The sequence below is a fragment of the Pseudomonas fluorescens genome (assembly GCF_001648775.1).
Taxonomy (GTDB): Bacteria; Pseudomonadota; Gammaproteobacteria; order Pseudomonadales; family Pseudomonadaceae; genus Aquipseudomonas; species Aquipseudomonas fluorescens_M.
In genome coordinates this window covers 45,937-64,497 of record NZ_LVEJ01000011.1, presented here as the reverse complement: position 1 = coordinate 64,497, position 18,561 = coordinate 45,937, and the positions used below count along the sequence as shown (strand labels likewise).

Annotated in this window: 17 protein-coding genes and 1 pseudogene; 9 read left to right on the top strand and 9 right to left on the bottom strand. The window is 59.5% G+C overall.

Going from position 1 to position 18,561, the window contains the following annotated elements; all coding sequences use genetic code 11:
- Positions 1-3 precede the first annotated feature (3 nt).
- The 3 genes from lepA to lptF form a co-directional block, all read right to left on the bottom strand.
- Entirely contained in the window at positions 4-1,803 is a 1,800-nt protein-coding gene (gene lepA / locus A8O26_RS13245) for a translation elongation factor 4 (protein WP_064118427.1), read from the bottom strand.
- A gap of 172 nt (positions 1,804-1,975) precedes the next feature.
- Positions 1,976-3,037 carry an LPS export ABC transporter permease LptG gene (gene lptG, locus A8O26_RS13240; RefSeq protein WP_064118426.1) on the bottom strand — a complete coding sequence of 354 codons (1,062 nt, stop codon included), beginning with the start codon at positions 3,035-3,037 and terminating at the stop codon, positions 1,976-1,978.
- On the bottom strand, positions 3,030-4,151 hold the full coding sequence (lptF, locus tag A8O26_RS13235; RefSeq protein WP_064118425.1) for an LPS export ABC transporter permease LptF: 1,122 nt from the start codon (positions 4,149-4,151) through the stop codon (positions 3,030-3,032). Before lptF ends, lptG begins: the two co-directional genes overlap by 8 nt.
- A gap of 308 nt (positions 4,152-4,459) precedes the next feature.
- On the opposite strand from lptF, the gene A8O26_RS13230 reads away from it, so the two are divergent.
- The 5 genes from A8O26_RS13230 to rlmF all read left to right on the top strand — a co-directional run bounded on the left by A8O26_RS13230 (position 4,460) and on the right by rlmF (position 11,172).
- Positions 4,460-5,950, top strand: a complete 1,491-nt coding sequence (locus tag A8O26_RS13230) for a leucyl aminopeptidase (RefSeq protein ID WP_064118424.1) — start codon at positions 4,460-4,462, stop codon at positions 5,948-5,950.
- A 57-nt stretch (positions 5,951-6,007) separates the two neighbouring features.
- Complete coding sequence (locus tag A8O26_RS13225; RefSeq protein WP_064118423.1) at positions 6,008-6,436, top strand: DNA polymerase III subunit chi; 429 nt, start codon at positions 6,008-6,010, stop codon at positions 6,434-6,436.
- A gap of 8 nt (positions 6,437-6,444) precedes the next feature.
- Positions 6,445-6,840 carry a hypothetical protein gene (locus tag A8O26_RS13220; RefSeq protein ID WP_064118422.1) on the top strand — a complete coding sequence of 132 codons (396 nt, stop codon included), beginning with the start codon at positions 6,445-6,447 and terminating at the stop codon, positions 6,838-6,840.
- Between the two features lie 198 nt (positions 6,841-7,038).
- Positions 7,039-9,885 carry a valine--tRNA ligase gene (locus tag A8O26_RS13215; protein ID WP_064118421.1) on the top strand — a complete coding sequence of 949 codons (2,847 nt, stop codon included), beginning with the start codon at positions 7,039-7,041 and terminating at the stop codon, positions 9,883-9,885.
- Between the two features lie 267 nt (positions 9,886-10,152).
- Positions 10,153-11,172, top strand: coding sequence for a 23S rRNA (adenine(1618)-N(6))-methyltransferase RlmF (rlmF, locus tag A8O26_RS13210; RefSeq protein WP_007909052.1), 1,020 nt, complete (start codon positions 10,153-10,155; stop codon positions 11,170-11,172).
- A gap of 211 nt (positions 11,173-11,383) precedes the next feature.
- Here the strand turns inward: rlmF and A8O26_RS13205 are convergent, their stop codons facing one another.
- Positions 11,384-11,665 (bottom strand): HU family DNA-binding protein, encoded by a 282-nt coding sequence (locus tag A8O26_RS13205; RefSeq protein ID WP_003221909.1) that lies wholly within the window; start codon positions 11,663-11,665, stop codon positions 11,384-11,386.
- 395 nt (positions 11,666-12,060) lie between these two features.
- On the opposite strand from A8O26_RS13205, the gene yejK reads away from it, so the two are divergent.
- Both yejK and A8O26_RS13195 read left to right on the top strand, forming a co-directional pair.
- On the top strand, positions 12,061-13,065 hold the full coding sequence (yejK, locus tag A8O26_RS13200) for a nucleoid-associated protein YejK (RefSeq protein WP_007909053.1): 1,005 nt from the start codon (positions 12,061-12,063) through the stop codon (positions 13,063-13,065).
- Positions 13,065-13,415, top strand: a complete 351-nt coding sequence (locus tag A8O26_RS13195) for a glutaredoxin family protein (protein ID WP_034154584.1) — start codon at positions 13,065-13,067, stop codon at positions 13,413-13,415. The genes yejK and A8O26_RS13195 overlap by 1 nt, the downstream gene beginning before the upstream one ends.
- Before the next feature lie 100 nt (positions 13,416-13,515).
- Here A8O26_RS13195 and A8O26_RS13190 read toward each other — a convergent pair whose 3' ends face one another.
- From A8O26_RS13190 to A8O26_RS13170, 5 genes are all read right to left on the bottom strand, one after another.
- Positions 13,516-14,451, bottom strand: a complete 936-nt coding sequence (locus tag A8O26_RS13190) for a glutathione S-transferase family protein (protein WP_064118420.1) — start codon at positions 14,449-14,451, stop codon at positions 13,516-13,518.
- A gap of 84 nt (positions 14,452-14,535) precedes the next feature.
- Entirely contained in the window at positions 14,536-14,838 is a 303-nt protein-coding gene (locus tag A8O26_RS13185) for a GIY-YIG nuclease family protein (protein WP_008083651.1), read from the bottom strand.
- Between the two features lie 39 nt (positions 14,839-14,877).
- Positions 14,878-15,348 carry a nuclear transport factor 2 family protein gene (locus A8O26_RS13180; RefSeq protein ID WP_064118419.1) on the bottom strand — a complete coding sequence of 157 codons (471 nt, stop codon included), beginning with the start codon at positions 15,346-15,348 and terminating at the stop codon, positions 14,878-14,880.
- A 237-nt stretch (positions 15,349-15,585) separates the two neighbouring features.
- Entirely contained in the window at positions 15,586-16,890 is a 1,305-nt protein-coding gene (locus tag A8O26_RS13175) for a CynX/NimT family MFS transporter (protein ID WP_064118418.1), read from the bottom strand.
- Positions 16,880-17,539 (bottom strand): FadR/GntR family transcriptional regulator, encoded by a 660-nt coding sequence (locus A8O26_RS13170; protein WP_064118417.1) that lies wholly within the window; start codon positions 17,537-17,539, stop codon positions 16,880-16,882. The genes A8O26_RS13175 and A8O26_RS13170 overlap by 11 nt, the downstream gene beginning before the upstream one ends.
- 166 nt (positions 17,540-17,705) lie before the next feature.
- Between A8O26_RS13170 and A8O26_RS13165 the strand changes: the two are divergent.
- Positions 17,706-18,016 (top strand): annotated as a pseudogene (locus tag A8O26_RS13165) (type II toxin-antitoxin system MqsR family toxin).
- Entirely contained in the window at positions 18,013-18,501 is a 489-nt protein-coding gene (locus tag A8O26_RS13160; RefSeq protein ID WP_064118416.1) for a type II toxin-antitoxin system MqsA family antitoxin, read from the top strand. The pseudogene A8O26_RS13165 and the gene A8O26_RS13160 overlap by 4 nt, the downstream one beginning before the upstream one ends.
- Positions 18,502-18,561 lie beyond the last annotated feature (60 nt).

Sequence of the window (18,561 nt, the reverse complement as noted above, 5' to 3'; positions counted from 1 at the left end):
GACCTAACTATCCAACCTGAGCACTGCAAGGAAGGCTTCCTGTGGAATTTCCACGTTGCCGACTTGCTTCATGCGTTTTTTACCGGCCTTTTGCTTCTCGAGCAGTTTCTTCTTACGGCTGACGTCACCGCCGTAGCATTTGGCCAATACGTTCTTTCTGAGTGCCTTGACGGTTGTCCGTGCAACGATCTGACCACCAATGGCAGCCTGGATAGCCACGTCGAACATCTGACGAGGAATCAGTTCTTTCATCTTCTCGGTCAACTGGCGACCTTTATAGTGCGAGTTGTCACGGTGCACGATCAATGCGAGCGCATCGACCTTGTCGCCGTTGATCAGCACGTCCAGTTTCACCAGATTAGCCGATTGGTAACGATCGAAATGGTAGTCCAGCGAAGCATAGCCACGGCTGGTGGATTTGAGACGGTCGAAGAAATCGAGGACCACTTCGTTCATCGGCAAGTCGTAAGTGACCTGCACCTGATTGCCGAGGAACAGCATGTCGACTTGAACGCCACGCTTCTCGATGCACAGGGTGATGACGTTGCCCAGGTGCTCTTGCGGCACGAGGATATTGGCCCGCACGATCGGCTCGCGCATGTCTTCGATCGACGACACATCCGGCAGCTTGGACGGGTTGTCGACGTAAATCGTTTCACCGGTTTTCAGCACCAGCTCGAAGATTACCGTCGGCGCCGTGGTGATCAGGTCCAGGTTGTACTCGCGCTCGAGGCGCTCCTGGATGATTTCCATGTGCAGCATGCCGAGGAAGCCGCAACGGAAGCCGAAGCCCAATGCGTCGGAGCTTTCCGGGGTGTATTGCAGCGACGAGTCGTTGAGGGTCAGCTTCTGCAGCGCTTCGCGGAAATCCTCGAAATCGTCGGAGCTGACCGGGAACAGACCGGCGTAAACCTGCGGCTGGATGCGTTTGAAGCCTGGCAGCACTTCAACGTCCGGCGTCGAGCTCAGGGTCAGGGTGTCACCCACCGGTGCACCGTGAATGTCCTTGATGCTGGCGATGATGAAGCCCACTTCGCCGGCCTTGAGGTCAGCGGTGGCGGTGTGTTTCGGGTTGAATACACCGACGCTGTCGACCAGATGGATCTTGCCAGTGGACTTGACGAGGATCTTGTCGCCCTTCTTCACGCGGCCATGACGCACGCGCACCAGGGAGACAACGCCCAGGTAGTTGTCGAACCAGGAGTCGATGATCAACGCTTGCAGCGGATCTTCGATGTTGCCGGTCGGCGCAGGAATGGTCGCAACCAGACGCTCAAGCACTTCGTCGACACCCAGGCCGGTTTTGGCGCTGCAGGTGACGGCGTCGGTGGCGTCGATACCGATGATCTTCTCGATCTCGTCCTTGACGCGCTCAGGGTCGGCCTGCGGCAGGTCGATCTTGTTCAGCACCGGCATGACCTCAAGGCCCTGCTCGATGGCGGTGTAGCAGTTGGCCACGGACTGGGCTTCAACACCCTGACCGGCATCGACCACCAGCAACGCACCTTCACACGCGGCCAGGGAACGGCTGACTTCGTAGGTGAAGTCGACGTGGCCCGGGGTGTCAATGAAGTTCAGCTGGTATTTGATGCCATCTTTGGCCGTGTAATAAAGGGTGACGCTGTGGGCCTTGATGGTGATCCCGCGTTCACGCTCCAGATCCATGGAATCCAGTACCTGGGCTTCCATTTCACGCTCGGCCAGGCCGCCGCACATCTGGATGAAACGGTCAGCCAGCGTCGACTTGCCATGGTCAATGTGGGCGATGATGGAGAAATTGCGGATATGACTCAAATCACTCACGGATCAACACTCAAAAAGGCTGCAGGCATAGCCCGCCGAAAAATAGCCGGGAATTGTACCTGATACACGGCGCAAGCGTCACGTTCACCTGTCACCCGGATTGCATGCAAAAACGCCCCGATCTGTCGACCGAGGCGTTTTCAAAGTCAAAGCACTGGCAAAAATGCGCGCATCAACCGGCTCGTCGCAGCAGCCAGACACCCGCCAGCGCACAGACACCTGCGGGCACCAGCACCGCAAACAGCGGCGAAAAGCCAAACACCAGGCTCGAAGGGCCGAGCAAATCCTGGACGATGCGGAAGGTGAAGCCCACCAGCACACCGGTAAACACCCGCTGACCGAGGGTCACCGAGCGCAACGGACCGAAGATGAAGGAGATCGCCATCAGCACCAGCGCAGCAGTGACCAATGGCTGCAACACCTTGACCCAAAATGCCAGCCAGTAACGGCCGTTGCTCAGACCTTGTTCGGCCAAGTAGTGGATGTAGCCCCACAAACCACTGATCGACAGCGATTCCGGCGCCATGACCACGGTACTCAGCAACTGCGGACTCAGGGACACATCCCAGCGCTCGGTCAGCGTGCTCACGACTTCAGTGCTGCGCTCGTTGAATTTGGTGGTCGCGACATCGGTGAGCTGCCAGTGATTGCCGTCGAACTCGGCTTTTTTGGCGAAACTCGAACTCAGCAGGTGGCGTTCCTTGTCGAAGTGATAGCGAGTCACGCCATACAGCAGGCCATTGGGTTGAACGGCGTTGATATGGATGAACTCGTCACCCTGACGGTGCCACATACCGTGCTTGGCACTTTGCGCATCGCCACTGCCCTGCGCCAGCGAGCGATTGGCCTGGGCCATGCTCTCGGTGGCTGGTGCGACGTATTCGCCGATCAGTACACCGGCCAGCATCAGCACCAGCATCGGCTTCATGACGGCCCAGACGATACGGCCGATGGACACACCAGCGGCACGCATGACCGTCAGCTCACTGCTGCTGGCCAGACTGCCGAGGCCGATCAGGCAACCGATCAGCGCCGCCATCGGCAGCATTTCATAGAGACGGCGGGGCGCGGTCAGCAGGACGAAGCTGAGGACATCAACCAGGGTGTAGGTGTCGCTGACATCACCCATTTCATCGATGAAGGCGAACAGCGTCGCCAGACCGAGAATGATTGCCAGCACGGCGATGATCGCCATGAACACGCTGCTGCCGATGTAGCGGTCGAGTTTAACCACGAGCCACCTCCAGCGCAGCGTCGCGACGGCTGGCCATCTTCAGGCGCAGCGGCTCCCAATAGAGCAGGCCGAGACCGATGAACAGGAAGATCGCATGCACCCACCACAGGCCGAGGGCCGGCGGGATCTTGCCTTTTTCAAGGGCGCCGCGGGCGGCAATCAGGATGGTCAGGTAAGCCATATAAAGAAGAATCGCCGGCAGCAGCTTGAGGAAACGCCCTTGACGCGGGTTCACGCGTGACAGCGGCACCGCCATCAGGGTCACGATAAACACCAGCAACGGCAGCGACAAACGCCATTGCAGTTCGGTTTTGGAGCGGATGTCATCGCTGCCGAGAAGGGATGAAGTCGGCATCGCGTCACGGTCGGTGACTTCTTCGCTGACGTCCGGCTTGGGCAACAGCACACCGTAGGTTTCGTAGTGAATGGCACGATAGTCGGCCAGACCCGGGCTGCCGTCATAGCGGTAGCCGTTATCGAGAATCAGGTAGCGGTTACCGTCGGGACGCACTTCCTGACGGCCCTTTTCGGCCACCAGCACGGAAATCCCGCGGTCCTTTTGATCGGCGCCGAGGTTTTTCTGCGAGATGAACACGCTGCCCAGATTGACGCGATCGTCGCTCAGGGTCTCGGTGTAAGTCACCCGGCTACCGTCACGCAGAGCCTGGAAGCGACCTGGTTCAAGGGTGTCGAATTCGGTCAGGGCGTCCTGCTTGTTCAGCAGCAACTGGAACTGATTGGCGCCTTGCGGGGCCAGCCCCAGGCTCAGCCACGCCACCACCAGCGCGACCAGCGTCGCCGGAAACAGGGTCATGCGAAACAGCTTCTGCTGGCTCATGCCGGTGGCCGAAAGCACGGTCATCTCGCTTTCCAGGTACAGGCGACCGTAGGCCAGCAGGATGCCGAGGAACAGCCCCAGCGGCAGAATCAGCTGCATGAAGCCCGGCAGGCGATAGCCCATGATCAGGAACAGCGAGCCCGGATCGAGTTGACCGGCAGCGGCCTGAGCGAGGTATTTGATGAAACGACCGCTCATGATGATGACCAGCAGCACAGCGCTTACGGCGCTGAGGGTCAACAGGACTTCGCGGGACAGATAACGGAAGACGATCAAACCAGACACTCCAGGGTTGTCAGGCTAAGGCGGCCAAACAAGCAAACACATCGACCGGCCCGCAACGCAGAGCCGTCGAAAAAAGATGCGGCATTATCCTGTGATTGGGGGCGCCTGTCACTGCGCACACTCATCCATGTCTGTAATCCGTTGCAGATCATACAACCGAGGGTTGTCAGGCGCGGGGAGCGAGGTTCAAACTGCGGCCCTTGTCGCAGGCTTTGGCCTGCGCCTCTTCTATCTATAAGCAGGCGCCTGCGGACACCGTCGAACGCCTGCATGTTGACCATTCATTCAGGGATCCGGACATGGAACTGGTTGTAAAAAGCGTTAGCCCAGAAACGTTGAAAACCGCCACCCTGGTGGTTGCCGTCGGCGAAGGCCGCAAGCTCGGGGTCGCGGCCAGACTGGTCGACGAACTGAGCGGTGGCGCCATCAGCGCCGTACTCAAGCGTGGTGACCTGGCCGGCAAAGTTGGCCAAAGCCTGCTGCTGCACAGCCTGCCAAACCTGAAAGCCGAGCGCGTGCTGCTGGTCGGCGTGGGTAAAGATGAAGAACTGGGCGACCGTCCGTTCCGTAAGATCGCCGCTGGCATCCTCAACACTCTGAAAGGCCTGGGCGGCAGCGACGCCGTGCTGGCGCTGGATGAAATTATTGTTAAAAACCGCGACAGCTACGGCAAAACCCGTCTGCTGGCGGAAACCCTGGTGGATGGCCAATACACCTTCGACCAGTTCAAGAGCCAGAAAGCCGAACCGCGCGCCCTGAAGAAAATCACCCTGCTGACCATCAAGGCTGCGCAGGCCGAAGTGCAGCGCGCCGTGAATCACGCCACCGCGATTGCCAACGGCATGGCCTTCACCCGCGATCTGGGCAACCTGCCGCCGAACATCTGCCACCCGACCTTCCTTGGCGAACAAGCGAAGAACCTCGGTAAAGAGTTCAAGGACCTGAAAGTCGAAGTCCTCGACGAGAAGAAGATCAAGTCGCTGGGCATGGGCTCGTTCTACGCCGTCGGCCAAGGCAGCGAGCAACCGCCGCGTCTGATCGTCATGCAATACAACGGTGGCAAGAAATCCGAGAAGCCGTACGCACTGGTCGGTAAAGGCATCACTTTCGACACCGGCGGCATCAGCCTGAAACCGGGCGCCGGCATGGACGAAATGAAGTACGACATGGGCGGCGCTGCCTCCGTGTTCGGTACCCTGCGCGCCGTGCTTGAGCTGAAACTGCCGATCAATCTGGTGTGCATCCTCGCTTGCGCGGAAAACATGCCGAGCGGCAACGCGACCCGTCCGGGCGACATCGTCACCACCATGAGCGGCCAGACTGTGGAAATCCTCAACACCGACGCCGAAGGCCGTCTGGTGCTGTGCGATGCACTGACCTACTCCGAGCGCTTCAAGCCACAAGCGGTGATCGACATCGCCACCCTGACCGGCGCGTGCGTCGTGGCACTCGGTGCGCACACCTCGGGCCTGCTGGGCAACAACGACGAACTGATCGGCCAACTGCTCAGCGCCGGTAAAGCCGCTGACGACCGCGCCTGGCAACTGCCGTTGTTCGACGAGTATCAAGAGCAACTGGACAGCCCGTTCGCCGACATCGCCAACATTGGCGGGCCGAAAGCCGGCACCATCACTGCGGCGTGCTTCCTGTCGCGCTTCACCAAGAACCTCAACTGGGCGCACCTGGACATCGCGGGCACCGCGTGGACCAGCGGCGGCAAGGACAAGGGCGCCACTGGCCGTCCAGTACCGCTGCTGACCCAGTACCTGCTGGATCGCGCCAAAGCCTGAACCCGCTGATGGGCGGCGTCACTTTCGGGTGACGCCGCTTGCTGCTCTGGAACCGCAATGACCAAAGTCGACTTTTATATCCTGCCCAGCGCCGATCCTTCGGCTCGCCTGGACTTCGCCTGCAAACTCACCGAGAAAGCCTGGCGCATGGGTCACCGCATCTACCTGCATTGCAGCGATGCGGCCCAGCGTGATGACCTCGATGCGCGCCTGTGGGCCTTCAAGGGCGAAACGTTCGTGCCTCACGGCCCGGCTGACAGTGAACCGGACGGTTTGATTGTGCTGGGCTTGGGTGACGACTGCGGTCAGCATCAGGATTTGCTGGTCAATCTCGACCTGAAAGTCCCGGCCTTCGCCAATAAATTCGCCCGAGTGGCGGAAGTGGTGGTGGAAGACCCGACGATTCGAGCGGCCGCGCGGGAGAGTTTCCGTTTCTACCGCGAACAGGGCTATCCTCTGCAAGATCACCGTTTACAGCGACTCTGAGCATTCCAATGGACACTCCGAAACCGCAGCAAAAGCCAACACACCTGCTGGACGATCTGGAATCGATCCGCCAGTTGCTCGGCGACGACAACCTGCAGCCGCCATTGCTGACCGATACGGTCGATGACGGTGAACAGGAACAGATTCCGATGCTGTTCGATTCAGTCGGCAACGAGCCGGCAGCCGTCGAACCGCCTCCCGCGCCAGCCCCGACACCTGCCGCACAAGCGGCGGCGCCTGTGGATAAAGGCCCGGACGCACTGCTTCACCTCGACAGCGAACTGCGCGCCGCCGCGCAATTGATCCTGCAAGACGTGATCGACGACTTCGCGCCGCACATCGAAACCGAAATCAAACGCCGCCTCGACGCGCGCATGGAACGGCTACTCAGCCAGTACGAATAACCCCCAATCCCCTGTGGGAGCCAGCCTGCTGGCGATAGCAGCACCTCGGTTTTCCTGAAAAACCGCAGCGCCAGCATCGCGAGCAGGCTCACGCCTACATTTAGATCCCCTCCGGGCCTGCCCCGCTCGCCCTCGGCCCCATGCCCCGCTATACTCGTCGGCTTTTCCTGAATTAATGCCAATAGGGTCCCGCCGCGCATGGATAAGACCTACCAGCCGCACGCCATTGAAACTTCCTGGTACAACACCTGGGAGTCCGAGAACTACTTCGCCCCGCAAGGCGCGGGCGACTCCTACACCATCATGATCCCGCCGCCGAACGTCACCGGCAGCCTGCACATGGGGCACGGTTTCAACAACGCGATCATGGACGCGCTGATCCGTTTCCGTCGCATGCAGGGTCGCAACACCCTGTGGCAGCCGGGCACCGACCACGCCGGCATCGCCACGCAGATGCTGGTGGAGCGTCAACTCGAAGCCCAGGGCCAGAATCGCCATGATCTCGGTCGTGAGAAATTCCTCGAGAAAGTCTGGGAATGGAAGGATCAGTCCGGCGGCAACATCAGCCGTCAGATCCGTCGCCTCGGTTCATCCGTCGACTGGAGCCGCGAGCGCTTCACCATGGACGACGGCCTCTCGGAAGCGGTTAAAGAAGCGTTCGTGCGCCTGCACGAAGACGGTCTGATCTATCGCGGCAAACGCCTGGTCAACTGGGACACCAAGCTGCACACGGCGATTTCCGATCTCGAAGTGGAAAACCACGACGAGAAAGGCTTCCTGTGGAACCTGAAGTACCCGCTGGCCGACGGCGCGAAAACCGCTGATGGCAACGACTTCCTGATCGTCGCGACCACCCGTCCGGAAACCATGCTCGGCGACTCCGCCGTCGCGGTTAACCCGAACGACGAGCGCTACCAGGCCCTGATCGGCAAATTCGTCGAGCTGCCACTGGTTGGCCGCCGCATCCCGATCATCGCCGACGATTACTGTGATCCTGAGTTCGGCACCGGTTGCGTGAAAATCACCCCGGCCCACGATTTCAACGACTACGAAGTCGGCAAGCGTCACAACCTGCCGTTGCTGAACATCTTCGACAAGAACGCCAACGTGCTGCCGGCAGCCCAGGTGTTCAACCTCGACGGTACGCTGAACGACAGCATCGACGGCGCGATTCCGGCTGAATACGCCGGTCTCGAGCGTTTCGAAGCACGCAAGCAGATCGTGGCTGCGTTCGACGCCGCTGGCCTGCTGGTCAGCGTCAACGACCACGGCTTGAAAGTGCCGAAAGGCGACCGCTCCGGCACCATCATCGAGCCGTGGCTGACCGACCAGTGGTACGTGTCGACCAAGCCTTTGGCCGAGCCTGCGATTGCTGCCGTTGAAGACGGTCGCATCCAGTTCGTACCGAAGCAGTACGAAAACATGTACTTCTCGTGGATGCGCGACATCCAGGACTGGTGCATCAGCCGTCAGCTGTGGTGGGGCCACCGGATCCCGGCCTGGTACGACGAGTCGGGCAAGGTCTACGTCGGTCGCGACGAAGCCGAAGTGCGTGCCAAGCACAACCTCGGCCCGGACGTGGCGCTGCAACAGGACAACGACGTACTCGACACCTGGTTCAGTTCCGGCCTGTGGACGTTCTCCACCCTGGGCTGGCCTGAGCAGACCGAGTTCCTGAAGAAATTCCACTCCACCGACGTACTGGTCACTGGTTTCGACATCATTTTCTTCTGGGTCGCCCGGATGATCATGCTGACCATGCACCTGATCAAGAACGAGGACGGCACCCCTCAAGTACCGTTCAAGACCGTGTATGTGCACGGTCTGGTGCGCGATGGCCAGGGTCAGAAGATGTCCAAGTCCAAGGGCAACGTCCTTGACCCGCTGGACATCATCGACGGTATCGAGCTGGAAGACCTGGTGCAGAAACGCACCTCAGGCATGATGCAGCCGAAACTGGCGAAGAAGATCGAGAAGCAGACCCGCGACGAGTTCGCCGACGGCATCGCCAGCTACGGCACCGACGCCCTGCGTTTCACTTTCTGCTCGCTGGCTTCGACCGGTCGCGACATCAAGTTCGACATGGGTCGCGTCGAAGGCTATCGCAACTTCTGCAACAAGATCTGGAACGCCGCGCGTTACGTTCTGGACAAGGGCGAAGACTGCGGCCAGAACGGCGAAGCCTACGAACTGTCGCTGGCGGATCGCTGGATCATCTCGCAGCTGCAACGCACCGAAGCCGAAGTGACCCGTCAACTCGATCAGTTCCGTTTCGACCTCGCCGCGCAAGCGCTGTACGAGTTCATCTGGAACCAGTATTGCGACTGGTACCTGGAACTGTCCAAGCCAGTGCTGTGGGACGAGAACGCGCCGGTTGAGCGTCAGCGCGGCACTCGCCGTACGCTGGTTCGCGTGCTGGAAGTGGCGCTGCGGCTGGCGCATCCGTTCATGCCGTTCATCACTGAAGAAATCTGGCAGCGCATCGCGCCGCTGGCAGGCATTCAGGGCAAGACGATCATGCTGCAAGCGTGGCCAGTGGCCAACGAAGAGCGCATCGATCCGGCTGCCGAAAACGACATCGAATGGCTCAAGGAACTGATGCTCGGCACGCGTAACATCCGTGGCGAAATGAACATCGGCCCGGGCAAGCCACTGCCGATCTACCTGAAGAACGTCAGCGCTGAAGACCAGCGCCGTCTGACCGAGAACGAAGCGCTGCTGAAGAAGCTGGCGCGTCTGGAATCGATCACCGTTCTGGCGGCTGGCGAAGAAGCGCCGCTGTCCGCTACCGCTTTGGTTGGCGAGATGGAAGTGCTGGTGCCAATGGCCGGCCTGATCGACAAGGGCGCAGAACTGGCGCGTCTGGACAAGGAGATCCTGCGCCTGCAGGGCGAAGTCCAGCGCGTTGGCGGCAAACTGTCCAACGCCGGTTTCGTTGACAAGGCCCCGGCCGAAGTCATCGACAAAGAACGCGCCAAACTGGCCGAGGCGGAACAAGCCTTGGGCAAACTGGCCGAGCAGCATGCGCGGATTGCCAGCCTGTAACGGCAAATCGCAATAAAAAGGCGCGCCACCCGATTGGGTGACGCGCCTTTTTTATTGCCTACTTTCCTTCATCCACTGCCAATCCCTGTGGGAGCGAGCTTGCTCGCGAAGAGGCCGTGTCAGGCGAAAGTGATGTTGACTGAGAGGACGCTTTCGCGAGCAAGCTCGCTCCCACAGAGATCGGTGGTGTTGCTGATATTGAGTTCGCAACGGCTGGATGTGGGACAATACCCGCCACTTTCAGCCATACCCGAATCGACCACGCCCATGAACGCCCCCCGCACACCCAAACCTGCGCGCAAGAAGCCTGACTCCGCGACCCCGGCCAAGACCGTCGAGCCGCGTGAAAAGGCCAGCTTGCACCCGCGCAATCGCCATCAGGGTCGTTACGACTTCCCGGCGCTGATCAAGACCACGCCGGAACTGGCGAAGTTTGTGATCACCAACCCGTACGGCAAGGAAAGCATCGACTTCGCCAGTCCCGATGCGGTGCGCGTGTTCAACCGGGCGCTGCTCAAGTCGTTTTATGGCATCCAGCATTGGGACATCCCGGCAGACTACCTCTGCCCGCCTGTTCCGGGCCGTGCTGATTACGTGCATTTCCTCGCAGACCTGCTCGCCAGCATGAACGACGGCAAGGTCCCGCGTGGCGCGATCGTCAATGTGCTGGATATCGGCATGGGCGCGAACTGCGTTTATCCGCTGATCGGCAACAGCGAATATCGCTGGCACTTCCTCGGCTCGGAAATCGACCCGACCGCCGTGGCCGCTGCCAAAGCCATCGTCCAGTCCAACGACCTGAGCAAGGTTATCCAGCTGCGCCAGCAGGAAAACCGCAAGCACATTCTGATTGGCTTGCTGGAGCCCGGTGAGCGCTTTGATCTGACCATGTGCAACCCGCCGTTCCACGCCTCGATGGACGAAGCGACCAAGGGCAGCGAGCGTAAATGGCGCGCACTGGGCAAGGCCGATCCAAAACGCAAACTGCCGGTGTTGAACTTCGGCGGTCAGTCGGCCGAGCTGTGGTGTGAAGGCGGCGAAGCACGCTTCGTGACGCAACTGATCGCTGAAAGTGCGAACTTCCAGCACAAGGTTCTGTGGTTCAGCACGCTGGTGTCGAAAGCATCGAACCTGCCAGCCATTGAAACCGCGCTGAAAAAGGCTGGCGTGCTGGAAAGCCAGGTGGTGGAGATGTCGCAAGGGCAGAAGCAAAGCCGCTTCGTCGCGTGGACCTTCCAGACCAAGTCCGAACAGCAGATCTGGCGCCGCGAGCGCTGGGTTCGCTAAACACTGCACCGACGGACACAGATCAATTGTGGGAGCGAGCTTGCTCGCGAATGCGGCGCATCAGTCAATTCAACTCTGACTGACACACAGCCTTCGCGAGCAAGCTCGCTCCCACAATGGTTTATGGTGGTCATGAGTCCGCCACCAAATCGCAGACACAAAAAAACCGTGCCCGGATCGCTCCGGGGCACGGTTTTTTTATCGCTGCGTCTTACTTGTTCACAGCGTCGGTCAGGCCTTTGGCCACAACCAGCTTGATCACTTTCTTTGCAGGGATTTCGATGGCAGCGCCAGTCGAAGGGTTACGGCCAGTGCGGGCAGGACGCTCGGTCACTTTCAGCTTGCCGATACCTGGCAAGGTGATTTCGCCGCCGTTTTCCAGCTGATCGGCAACGATTTGGCCCAGTTGGTCCAGAGCGTTACGCGCGGTGGTTTTCGGCGCGTCGATAGCTTCAGCGATGTCGGCGATCAGTTGGTCTTTAGTAAGAGCCATGTAGTGTTCCTTCCCTATCAAATTCATATGGATTGCAGAGTGCAGTGTCAGCCATCGAGCCCGATCTTCTGGATCTGGCACCCTCGGCGATAACCACGACGAGTCGGGTTATAGATACCGAAATCAGGGTTTGGTTCGACCTGACAAATGCTGATTGCACGCTTAACGCAGTGACTTCGCGTAAGACCGGGCAAAACTAGCACAGAGACGGGGAAATATCCGCCTCTAGCTACCCATTTGGTCAGCTTTATTGCTCTAAATCGGTAAAAAACTGCATAAGGCCGGTCGTGCGCCCCGGTTTTGCCCTACAACCCGCGCCAAAACCAGTGGTTGCGGTACACTGGGCGCTTTTTCGGGGGAGCCTGCCCTCCTCCCTTCCAACAGCCGAGAAGCCCATGCCGATCCGTCATTGCATCGTCCACCTGATCGACAAAAAACCCGACGGCACGCCCGCAGTTCTGCACGCCCGTGACACGGAACTGGCCGAGTCTGCAGCCATCGAGAACATGCTCGCCGACCTCAACGAGAGCTATAACGCCAAACAGGGCAAAGCCTGGGGCCTGTTCCATCCGGAGTCCGGTGCGTTCCCGTTCAGCGGCTGGCTGAAGGAATACATGGAAGGCGGCAAGGACTTCACCGCGTTCAGCAAAGTCGCGGTCGAGCACCTGCAAAAACTGATGGAAGAGTCGAACCTGTCGGTCGGCGGCCACGTGCTGTTCGCTCACTATCAGCAAGGCATGACCGACTACCTGGCCATCGCCCTGCTGCACCATAGCGAAGGCGTGGCGGTGACCGACGAGCTGGACGTGACCCCGTCGCGCCACCTCGACCTCGGCCAATTGCACCTGGCGGCGCGCATCAACGTTTCCGAGTGGCAGAACAACAAACAGTCCAAGCAGTACATCTCGTTCATCAAAGGCAAGAACGGCAAAAAGGTCTCGGAATACTTCCGCGACTTCATCGGCTGCCAGGAAGGCGTCGACGGCCCGGGCGAGACCCGCACGCTGCTCAAGGCCTTCAGTGACTTCGTCGAGAGCGAAGACCTGCCGGAAGAATCCGCCCGCGAAAAGACCAAGACCCTGGTGGATTACGCCAGCAGTCAGGCCAAACTTGGCGAACCGATGGGCCTGGAAGAGCTTTCGGAGCTGATCGACGAAGAACGCCCAAAGGCCTTCTACGATCACATCCGCAACAAGGATTACGGCCTGTCGCCAGAGATCCCGGCGGACAAACGCACCTTGAATCAATTCCGTCGCTTCACCGGTCGCGCCGAAGGCCTGTCGATCAGCTTTGAAGCGCACCTGCTGGGTTCGAAGATCGAATACGACGAAGAAGCTGGCACCCTGGTGATCAAAGGCCTGCCAACGTCGCTCACCGATCAGCTGAAGCGCCGCAACTGATGCTCGGTAATGTGCTGAAGAAGGTCGCCCTGGTTCTGCTGGTGGTCGTGGTTTATCAGAACTGGGGCAAGATCGAGCGGGTGTTCAACCCGTCGCAAATGGTTGCCGAGCAGACGCGCGCGCAAGCCAACGTGGTGCTCTACGCCACCGACTGGTGCGGCTACTGCAAGCAGACCAAGCGCTTTCTCGACAGCAAGGGGATTCCCTTCAAGGAGTTCGATATCGAGAAGGATGCCGAGGCGCGCAAAGCGTATGAGGCGCTGGGTGGACGCGGGATTCCGTTGATCGACGTTAACGGCACGTTGATTCGCGGGTTTGACCCGGACGAAATCCTCGCCGCTTTGAAATAACCAATGTGTGCGAGCCTGCTCGCGAAGACGGCTGATCATTCAACACTGTTGTTGTCTGACACACCGCTTTCGCGAGCAGGCTCGCTCCCACAATGGATCCTTAGCGGGCTTCGATGCGGAATCCAAAGCGCGGGAAGTGCACATGCACCACGCCGCCACGCTCGTCCTCACGACGAATGATCAACTCTTCGCTACCGGCAAACAGCAACTCACCCACCACCGGATCAACCCCGTAATCCGTCGCCGAGATTGCCACCTGCTGGCCAGCCTTGAATCCATTCGGATCAACAAACTGCTCGTCCGGCAATGCCGCCGGTGTCGCGTTGCGTGCCACTTCCAGCGCCTCCTCAGACGTCATCGCACTCGCGGCGCCATGACCAACGCCCAGCACTCGCCCCAACCACGCCGACACCGCCGGATACTCATCCACCAGCGGCGCGGTGACGTGCGTCGCCTTGAGGAACCACAGTGGATGCGCCAGCGCAAAGTCGGCAATCGACGGTTCACCAAACAGGAAGTCACCCTGCTCGCGCTGCAACTGCTGCTCCAGACGCGCCATGATCGTCGGCCACTGATGCTTGGCCTGCTCAGCGGACAAACGTGTCGCACTGCCACCGGAGAACAGACCGGCTCGGTCGGCGATAAAAGCTTTGATCGCTTCCGGCGGCAGCTTGGCGAAACGCACAGCCACCGATTCTGGCTGGAACACCAGGCTCACCGCATGTTGAAACACCACCGAGTCAGCCCACGTGGCAAAACTCGCGGTGGTGAACTCCTGACCTTCGGGGAAGAATGCCGGCAAAGCCTTTTCCTGCTCGAGGCGCCGCGCGATCAACGAAGTGTCGCAATAGATATCAGCGCCAATCTGCAGCACCGGGGTCTTGCGGTAGCCGCCCGTCAGCGCGGTCAGATCCGGTTTCGGCATCACCGGCGAGATATGCACCGAGCGCCACGACAAGCCTTTGAAGCCCAGCAGCAAACGGGCTTTCTCGGCAAATGGGGAGGTCGGGTAATGATGCAGAATCAACTCGGACATGCTCGGCTCCGCCGCTCAGATAGTGAGCTGGCAGCTTAGCGTGCATTTGCTTAGCAGCCTACAGATCTGCCTGATGGGAACCGATCAGTCAGATTGATAAGACGCGACCAGGCATTCCTTGGCGCTCTTGCGCAGCTTTTTGATCAGCCGCTCCTGGCGCAACGCATCGCTCTTGTCTCGGCACAGTTCGGTGTAGACCAGCGCCATGGCCGGGCTGGAGAGGAAGAACCGTGCGCCCTTGCCGCTTTGATGCTTGGCGAAACGACGCACCGGGTCGTCGCTGATCCCGCAATACAGCGAACCATTGGCCGCGCGAACGAGGTAGACGAACCAGGACTTGCTCACCGGTTCGGCCACATCGACAGATTTTTCGCTAAGGCTGGTCACTTCGGGATCAAGACGTGTAGGAAACAGGCGGCGATCTTATCAGCGACCGGCCTGAAATGCCTTCAGTCCCTTCAATGCCTGTGCGCGAACGGCGTTGCGCACCAGTGGTGTCCAGCCCAGCAGCAGGCCTTTGAAACCCAGGGCCTGACGCGACCAGCGCCACAGATCGAAGTGATCGTGGTGCTCGCAGATCTTGCCGTCCCGGAAAACGAAACGGGCCTGGATATCGTTGATGACGATGTTGCCGGTCTGGCTGAACAGGTAGGTCGCGACCCAATGCGCGCCGCCACTGCGCTCATCGGCGCGGACGTTGTCGAAGGTCAGCGAGAAGTCCTTGGCCCGGGTGGTGAGCATGCGCCACATGTCGCCGGCATCGCGCCCGCGCAGTTCACCGAAGGCCGGATCGCTGAACACTACGTCGTCGGTGTAGCAGGCGGCCATGGCTTCGGCATCGAGGCGTTGGAAGGCCTGGTAGAAGCGGGTGATCAACGCGGCGTTAGCTTCGCTCATGGGCAATCTCCAAATAGGTACAGATTGCCAGCACGATAATCTGCAATGCGCAGAAACACTATCGGCATTCGTAAACCGAATACCACGCAAGATCTTAAAGGCGCACCAAAAACTGTGGGAGCGAGCTTGCTCGCGAAGAGTCCGGCACATTCAACTTGATCTGTGCCTGAACCACCGTCTTCGCGAGCAAGCTCGCTCCCACATTGGATATCACTGGCCCCAAAAAAGGCTTAGGCGTCAGATTTTTTCGCTTTGCACTTGCACGTACAGCGCACGCCCGGCACCGAGGCCAGCAATGATCGCACCGGTACCGATGATGCCAAAGATCCAGCCCACGGCATTCCAGCCGCCGGTCCAGTCATGCACCACGCCGACCGCGAACGGCCCCATCGACGCCAGCGTGTAACCGAAGCCCTGAGACATGCTCGACAGGTTCGCGGCGACATGTGAGTCACGCGAGCGCAGCACGATCAGCGTCAACGCCAGACTGAACGTCCCGCCCTGCCCCAGACCCAGCAGAATCGCCCAGCCCCACAGGCCTTCGATCGGTGCATAGAGGCAACCGAACAGTCCGCCGAGGGTCAGCGCCATCACCACCACAATGGCCAGACGTTGATCCTTGCCACGGGTCGCCAGCCACGGCGCAGCCAACGAACTGGCAAGCTGAATGATCACCGAACCGGACAACACCAGACCCGCCTGGGTCGGCGTCAGTCCACGACCAATCAGGATCGACGGCAACCAACCGAACACGATGTAGGCCAGCGACGATTGCAGGCCCATGTACAAGGTCACCTGCCAGGCCAGTGGATCACGCAATAGACCGCGCACGCGATAGGCAACATTGTGTGCGCCATGTTTCTGGCCGATTTGCGGCAGCCAGAACATCGCTGCCACCAGCGCCGGAATCACCCAGAACCCCAGGCCCATCGCCCAGCTGTGACCGAAGTGTTCACTCAACGGCACGCTGGAACCCGCCGCCATCGCTGCACCCAGGCACAGCGCCATGGTGTAGACGCCGGTCATGGTGCCGGCGTGTTTGGCGAAGTCGCGCTTGACGATGCCCGGCAGCAGAACACCGATGATGCCGATGCTGGCGCCGCCCAATACGCTGCCGGCGAACAGGCCGATTTCACCGAAGTTGCTGCGCAAAATGATCCCGCCGGCCAACGTCAGCAGAATCCCGAGTACCACCCGTTCAGCGCCGAAACGCCGCGCCAGAATCGGCGCCAGCGGGGCGAACAAACCGAGGCAGAGCACCGGCAGCGTGGTCAACAAACCGGCTTGAGCCGCCGACAAACCAAGGCTTTTCGACACGTCGCTGAGCAACGGCGCCATGCTCGACAGCGCCGGACGCAAGTTCAGCGCCACCAGAATCAACCCCAGCAGCAACAACCACGGGCGTTTCACCAGTGGATGGGTTTGTTGCACTTGCTCGTCGTCAGCCTCGGCGTCGATCAGCAGTTCTTCAAGCTCTGCCGTGCGTTTGGGGGCTGTGGATATCTCACTGCGGGACATGGATTTCTCGGTTTCAAGGTTCATTGATCAACTGCCTCGACAAAGCTTTGGCCCGTTCCGGGTCGCGTTGCTCGACCGCATCGAGCAACTCGATGTGCAGGTCGAACACTTCCTGACGGCGCGGGACGATGTTCAGGGTCTGGCGCAATTGCGCGCCGACGATGCTGGAGAAATAGCGATACAGCTCGCTGAGGGTCGGGTTGTGCGCGGCGTCGACCAGCCGGCGATGGAACACCAGATCGCAGGCGATGTAGGTGTCGAGGTCGCCGTGGTAATGGCTGCCGCTGGTGCCGAGGGCATCACGCAATGCGGCAAGGTCTTCGTCGGTGCGGCGCAACGCGGCCAGGCCAATCGCCTCGACTTCGAGGATGTGCCGGGTTTCCCGCGCTTGTTCGAGCGAGCAACGCGACAGCGCTTTCAGCGTATCGAGCGGATCGACCAGCGCGCGCAAGTAACTGCCATCGCCCTGACGAATTTCGATCAAGCCGGAAAACGCCAATACGCGCATGGCTTCACGCACGGTGTTGCGGCTGATGCCGAGTTCGGCGCACAGCTCGGGTTCGGTCGGCAACCGCTCGCCAACCTGCCAGGCGCCGCTGTTGATGCGCTGGCGAAGCTGATCCAGGGCCTGATCGACCAAGGATCGCTTAATGAGTGGAGAAATGTCTGACATGGGATTCGCCCTTTCATCCAATCATAGGATGAATTTTCCGACATGTTATTCGGACCCATATAGGACGGCAACCACCTAGGGTCAAAAGGCGACACATGGAGCGGTATTTTCGATTGGTCAAAATTACCCTTTAAGGGTAATTTCAGGGACAGGGTTTTGGTTTCTTATGGAAAAGAACACACCCCATTACGACTTGGTGGTAGTGAAGCAAGAGTCATCAGACTGGGCGCTAAAGCCTTCACAGGAAGCGCGATGAGCTCGGGCAAGGGCATGGGGTTAAACCTCAAACGCATGCAGCAAGCCATCTGCTCGCTGGATCGCCGGATGTTCTACAAGTCCATGACTTGCTACACCAACCACAGACACTGGCAGGATGTTTACCACATTGGATTTCACGACTTGGAGTTGTATATCAAAATCACCTACTGCCCCAACGGCGGTCCTCCCGTGATCTCTTTCAAGGAGAAGAATTTATGAATACACGGCAATGCTTGAGCTGTGGCACTCAAGAGGCGATGCAACATTTCGAACGTCGCAGTTTGACTGTCAACTACAAGAATGTTTCACGTTGGGTGCACGGCATTGCAGGGTGGGAATGCAAAGCCTGCGGCGAGATCATTTTTGATAACGATACTGACAGCGCCGAACGTTATTCTGACGCCGGCGATAAATTGCTCGAAGAGTGCTTCCACGTAATGGGTGCCGAGATGAAACGCATCCGCCGCAAATTGCATCTCACCCAAAAAGAAGCAGTTAAATTGCTATCCGGCGGAGGTCACAACGCTTTTTCCCGCTACGAACGCGGCGAGCTTTCACCGCCTCAACCGTTGTTCAATCTTATGCGCCTGCTAGACCGGTACCCTCACCTGCTCGCCGAAATACACGCGATGAACGAAGGCAGTGAATTGCGGCGATTGCTCGCCGCGCGCTTCCCGGAACAGGAGACGGCACCGGTGCCTTGACAAAATCTGGTAAAAATAAACCCGGAGCTCGGTCCGGGTTTATTTCAGAACGTAGGTCAG

Coding starts and splice junctions, on each gene's coding strand:
- A8O26_RS13170 (WP_064118417.1), bottom strand. CDS start 17,539: ATGTCAGACATTTCTCCACTCATTAAGCGATCCTTGGTCGATCAGGCC.
- yejK (WP_007909053.1), top strand. CDS start 12,061: ATGCCGATCCGTCATTGCATCGTCCACCTGATCGACAAAAAACCCGAC.
- A8O26_RS13190 (WP_064118420.1), bottom strand. CDS start 14,451: ATGTCCGAGTTGATTCTGCATCATTACCCGACCTCCCCATTTGCCGAG.
- A8O26_RS13195 (WP_034154584.1), top strand. CDS start 13,065: ATGCTCGGTAATGTGCTGAAGAAGGTCGCCCTGGTTCTGCTGGTGGTC.
- A8O26_RS13230 (WP_064118424.1), top strand. CDS start 4,460: ATGGAACTGGTTGTAAAAAGCGTTAGCCCAGAAACGTTGAAAACCGCC.
- A8O26_RS13175 (WP_064118418.1), bottom strand. CDS start 16,890: ATGAACCTTGAAACCGAGAAATCCATGTCCCGCAGTGAGATATCCACA.
- A8O26_RS13180 (WP_064118419.1), bottom strand. CDS start 15,348: ATGAGCGAAGCTAACGCCGCGTTGATCACCCGCTTCTACCAGGCCTTC.
- rlmF (WP_007909052.1), top strand. CDS start 10,153: ATGAACGCCCCCCGCACACCCAAACCTGCGCGCAAGAAGCCTGACTCC.
- A8O26_RS13205 (WP_003221909.1), bottom strand. CDS start 11,665: ATGGCTCTTACTAAAGACCAACTGATCGCCGACATCGCTGAAGCTATC.
- A8O26_RS13225 (WP_064118423.1), top strand. CDS start 6,008: ATGACCAAAGTCGACTTTTATATCCTGCCCAGCGCCGATCCTTCGGCT.
- A8O26_RS13160 (WP_064118416.1), top strand. CDS start 18,013: ATGAATACACGGCAATGCTTGAGCTGTGGCACTCAAGAGGCGATGCAA.
- A8O26_RS13215 (WP_064118421.1), top strand. CDS start 7,039: ATGGATAAGACCTACCAGCCGCACGCCATTGAAACTTCCTGGTACAAC.
- A8O26_RS13220 (WP_064118422.1), top strand. CDS start 6,445: ATGGACACTCCGAAACCGCAGCAAAAGCCAACACACCTGCTGGACGAT.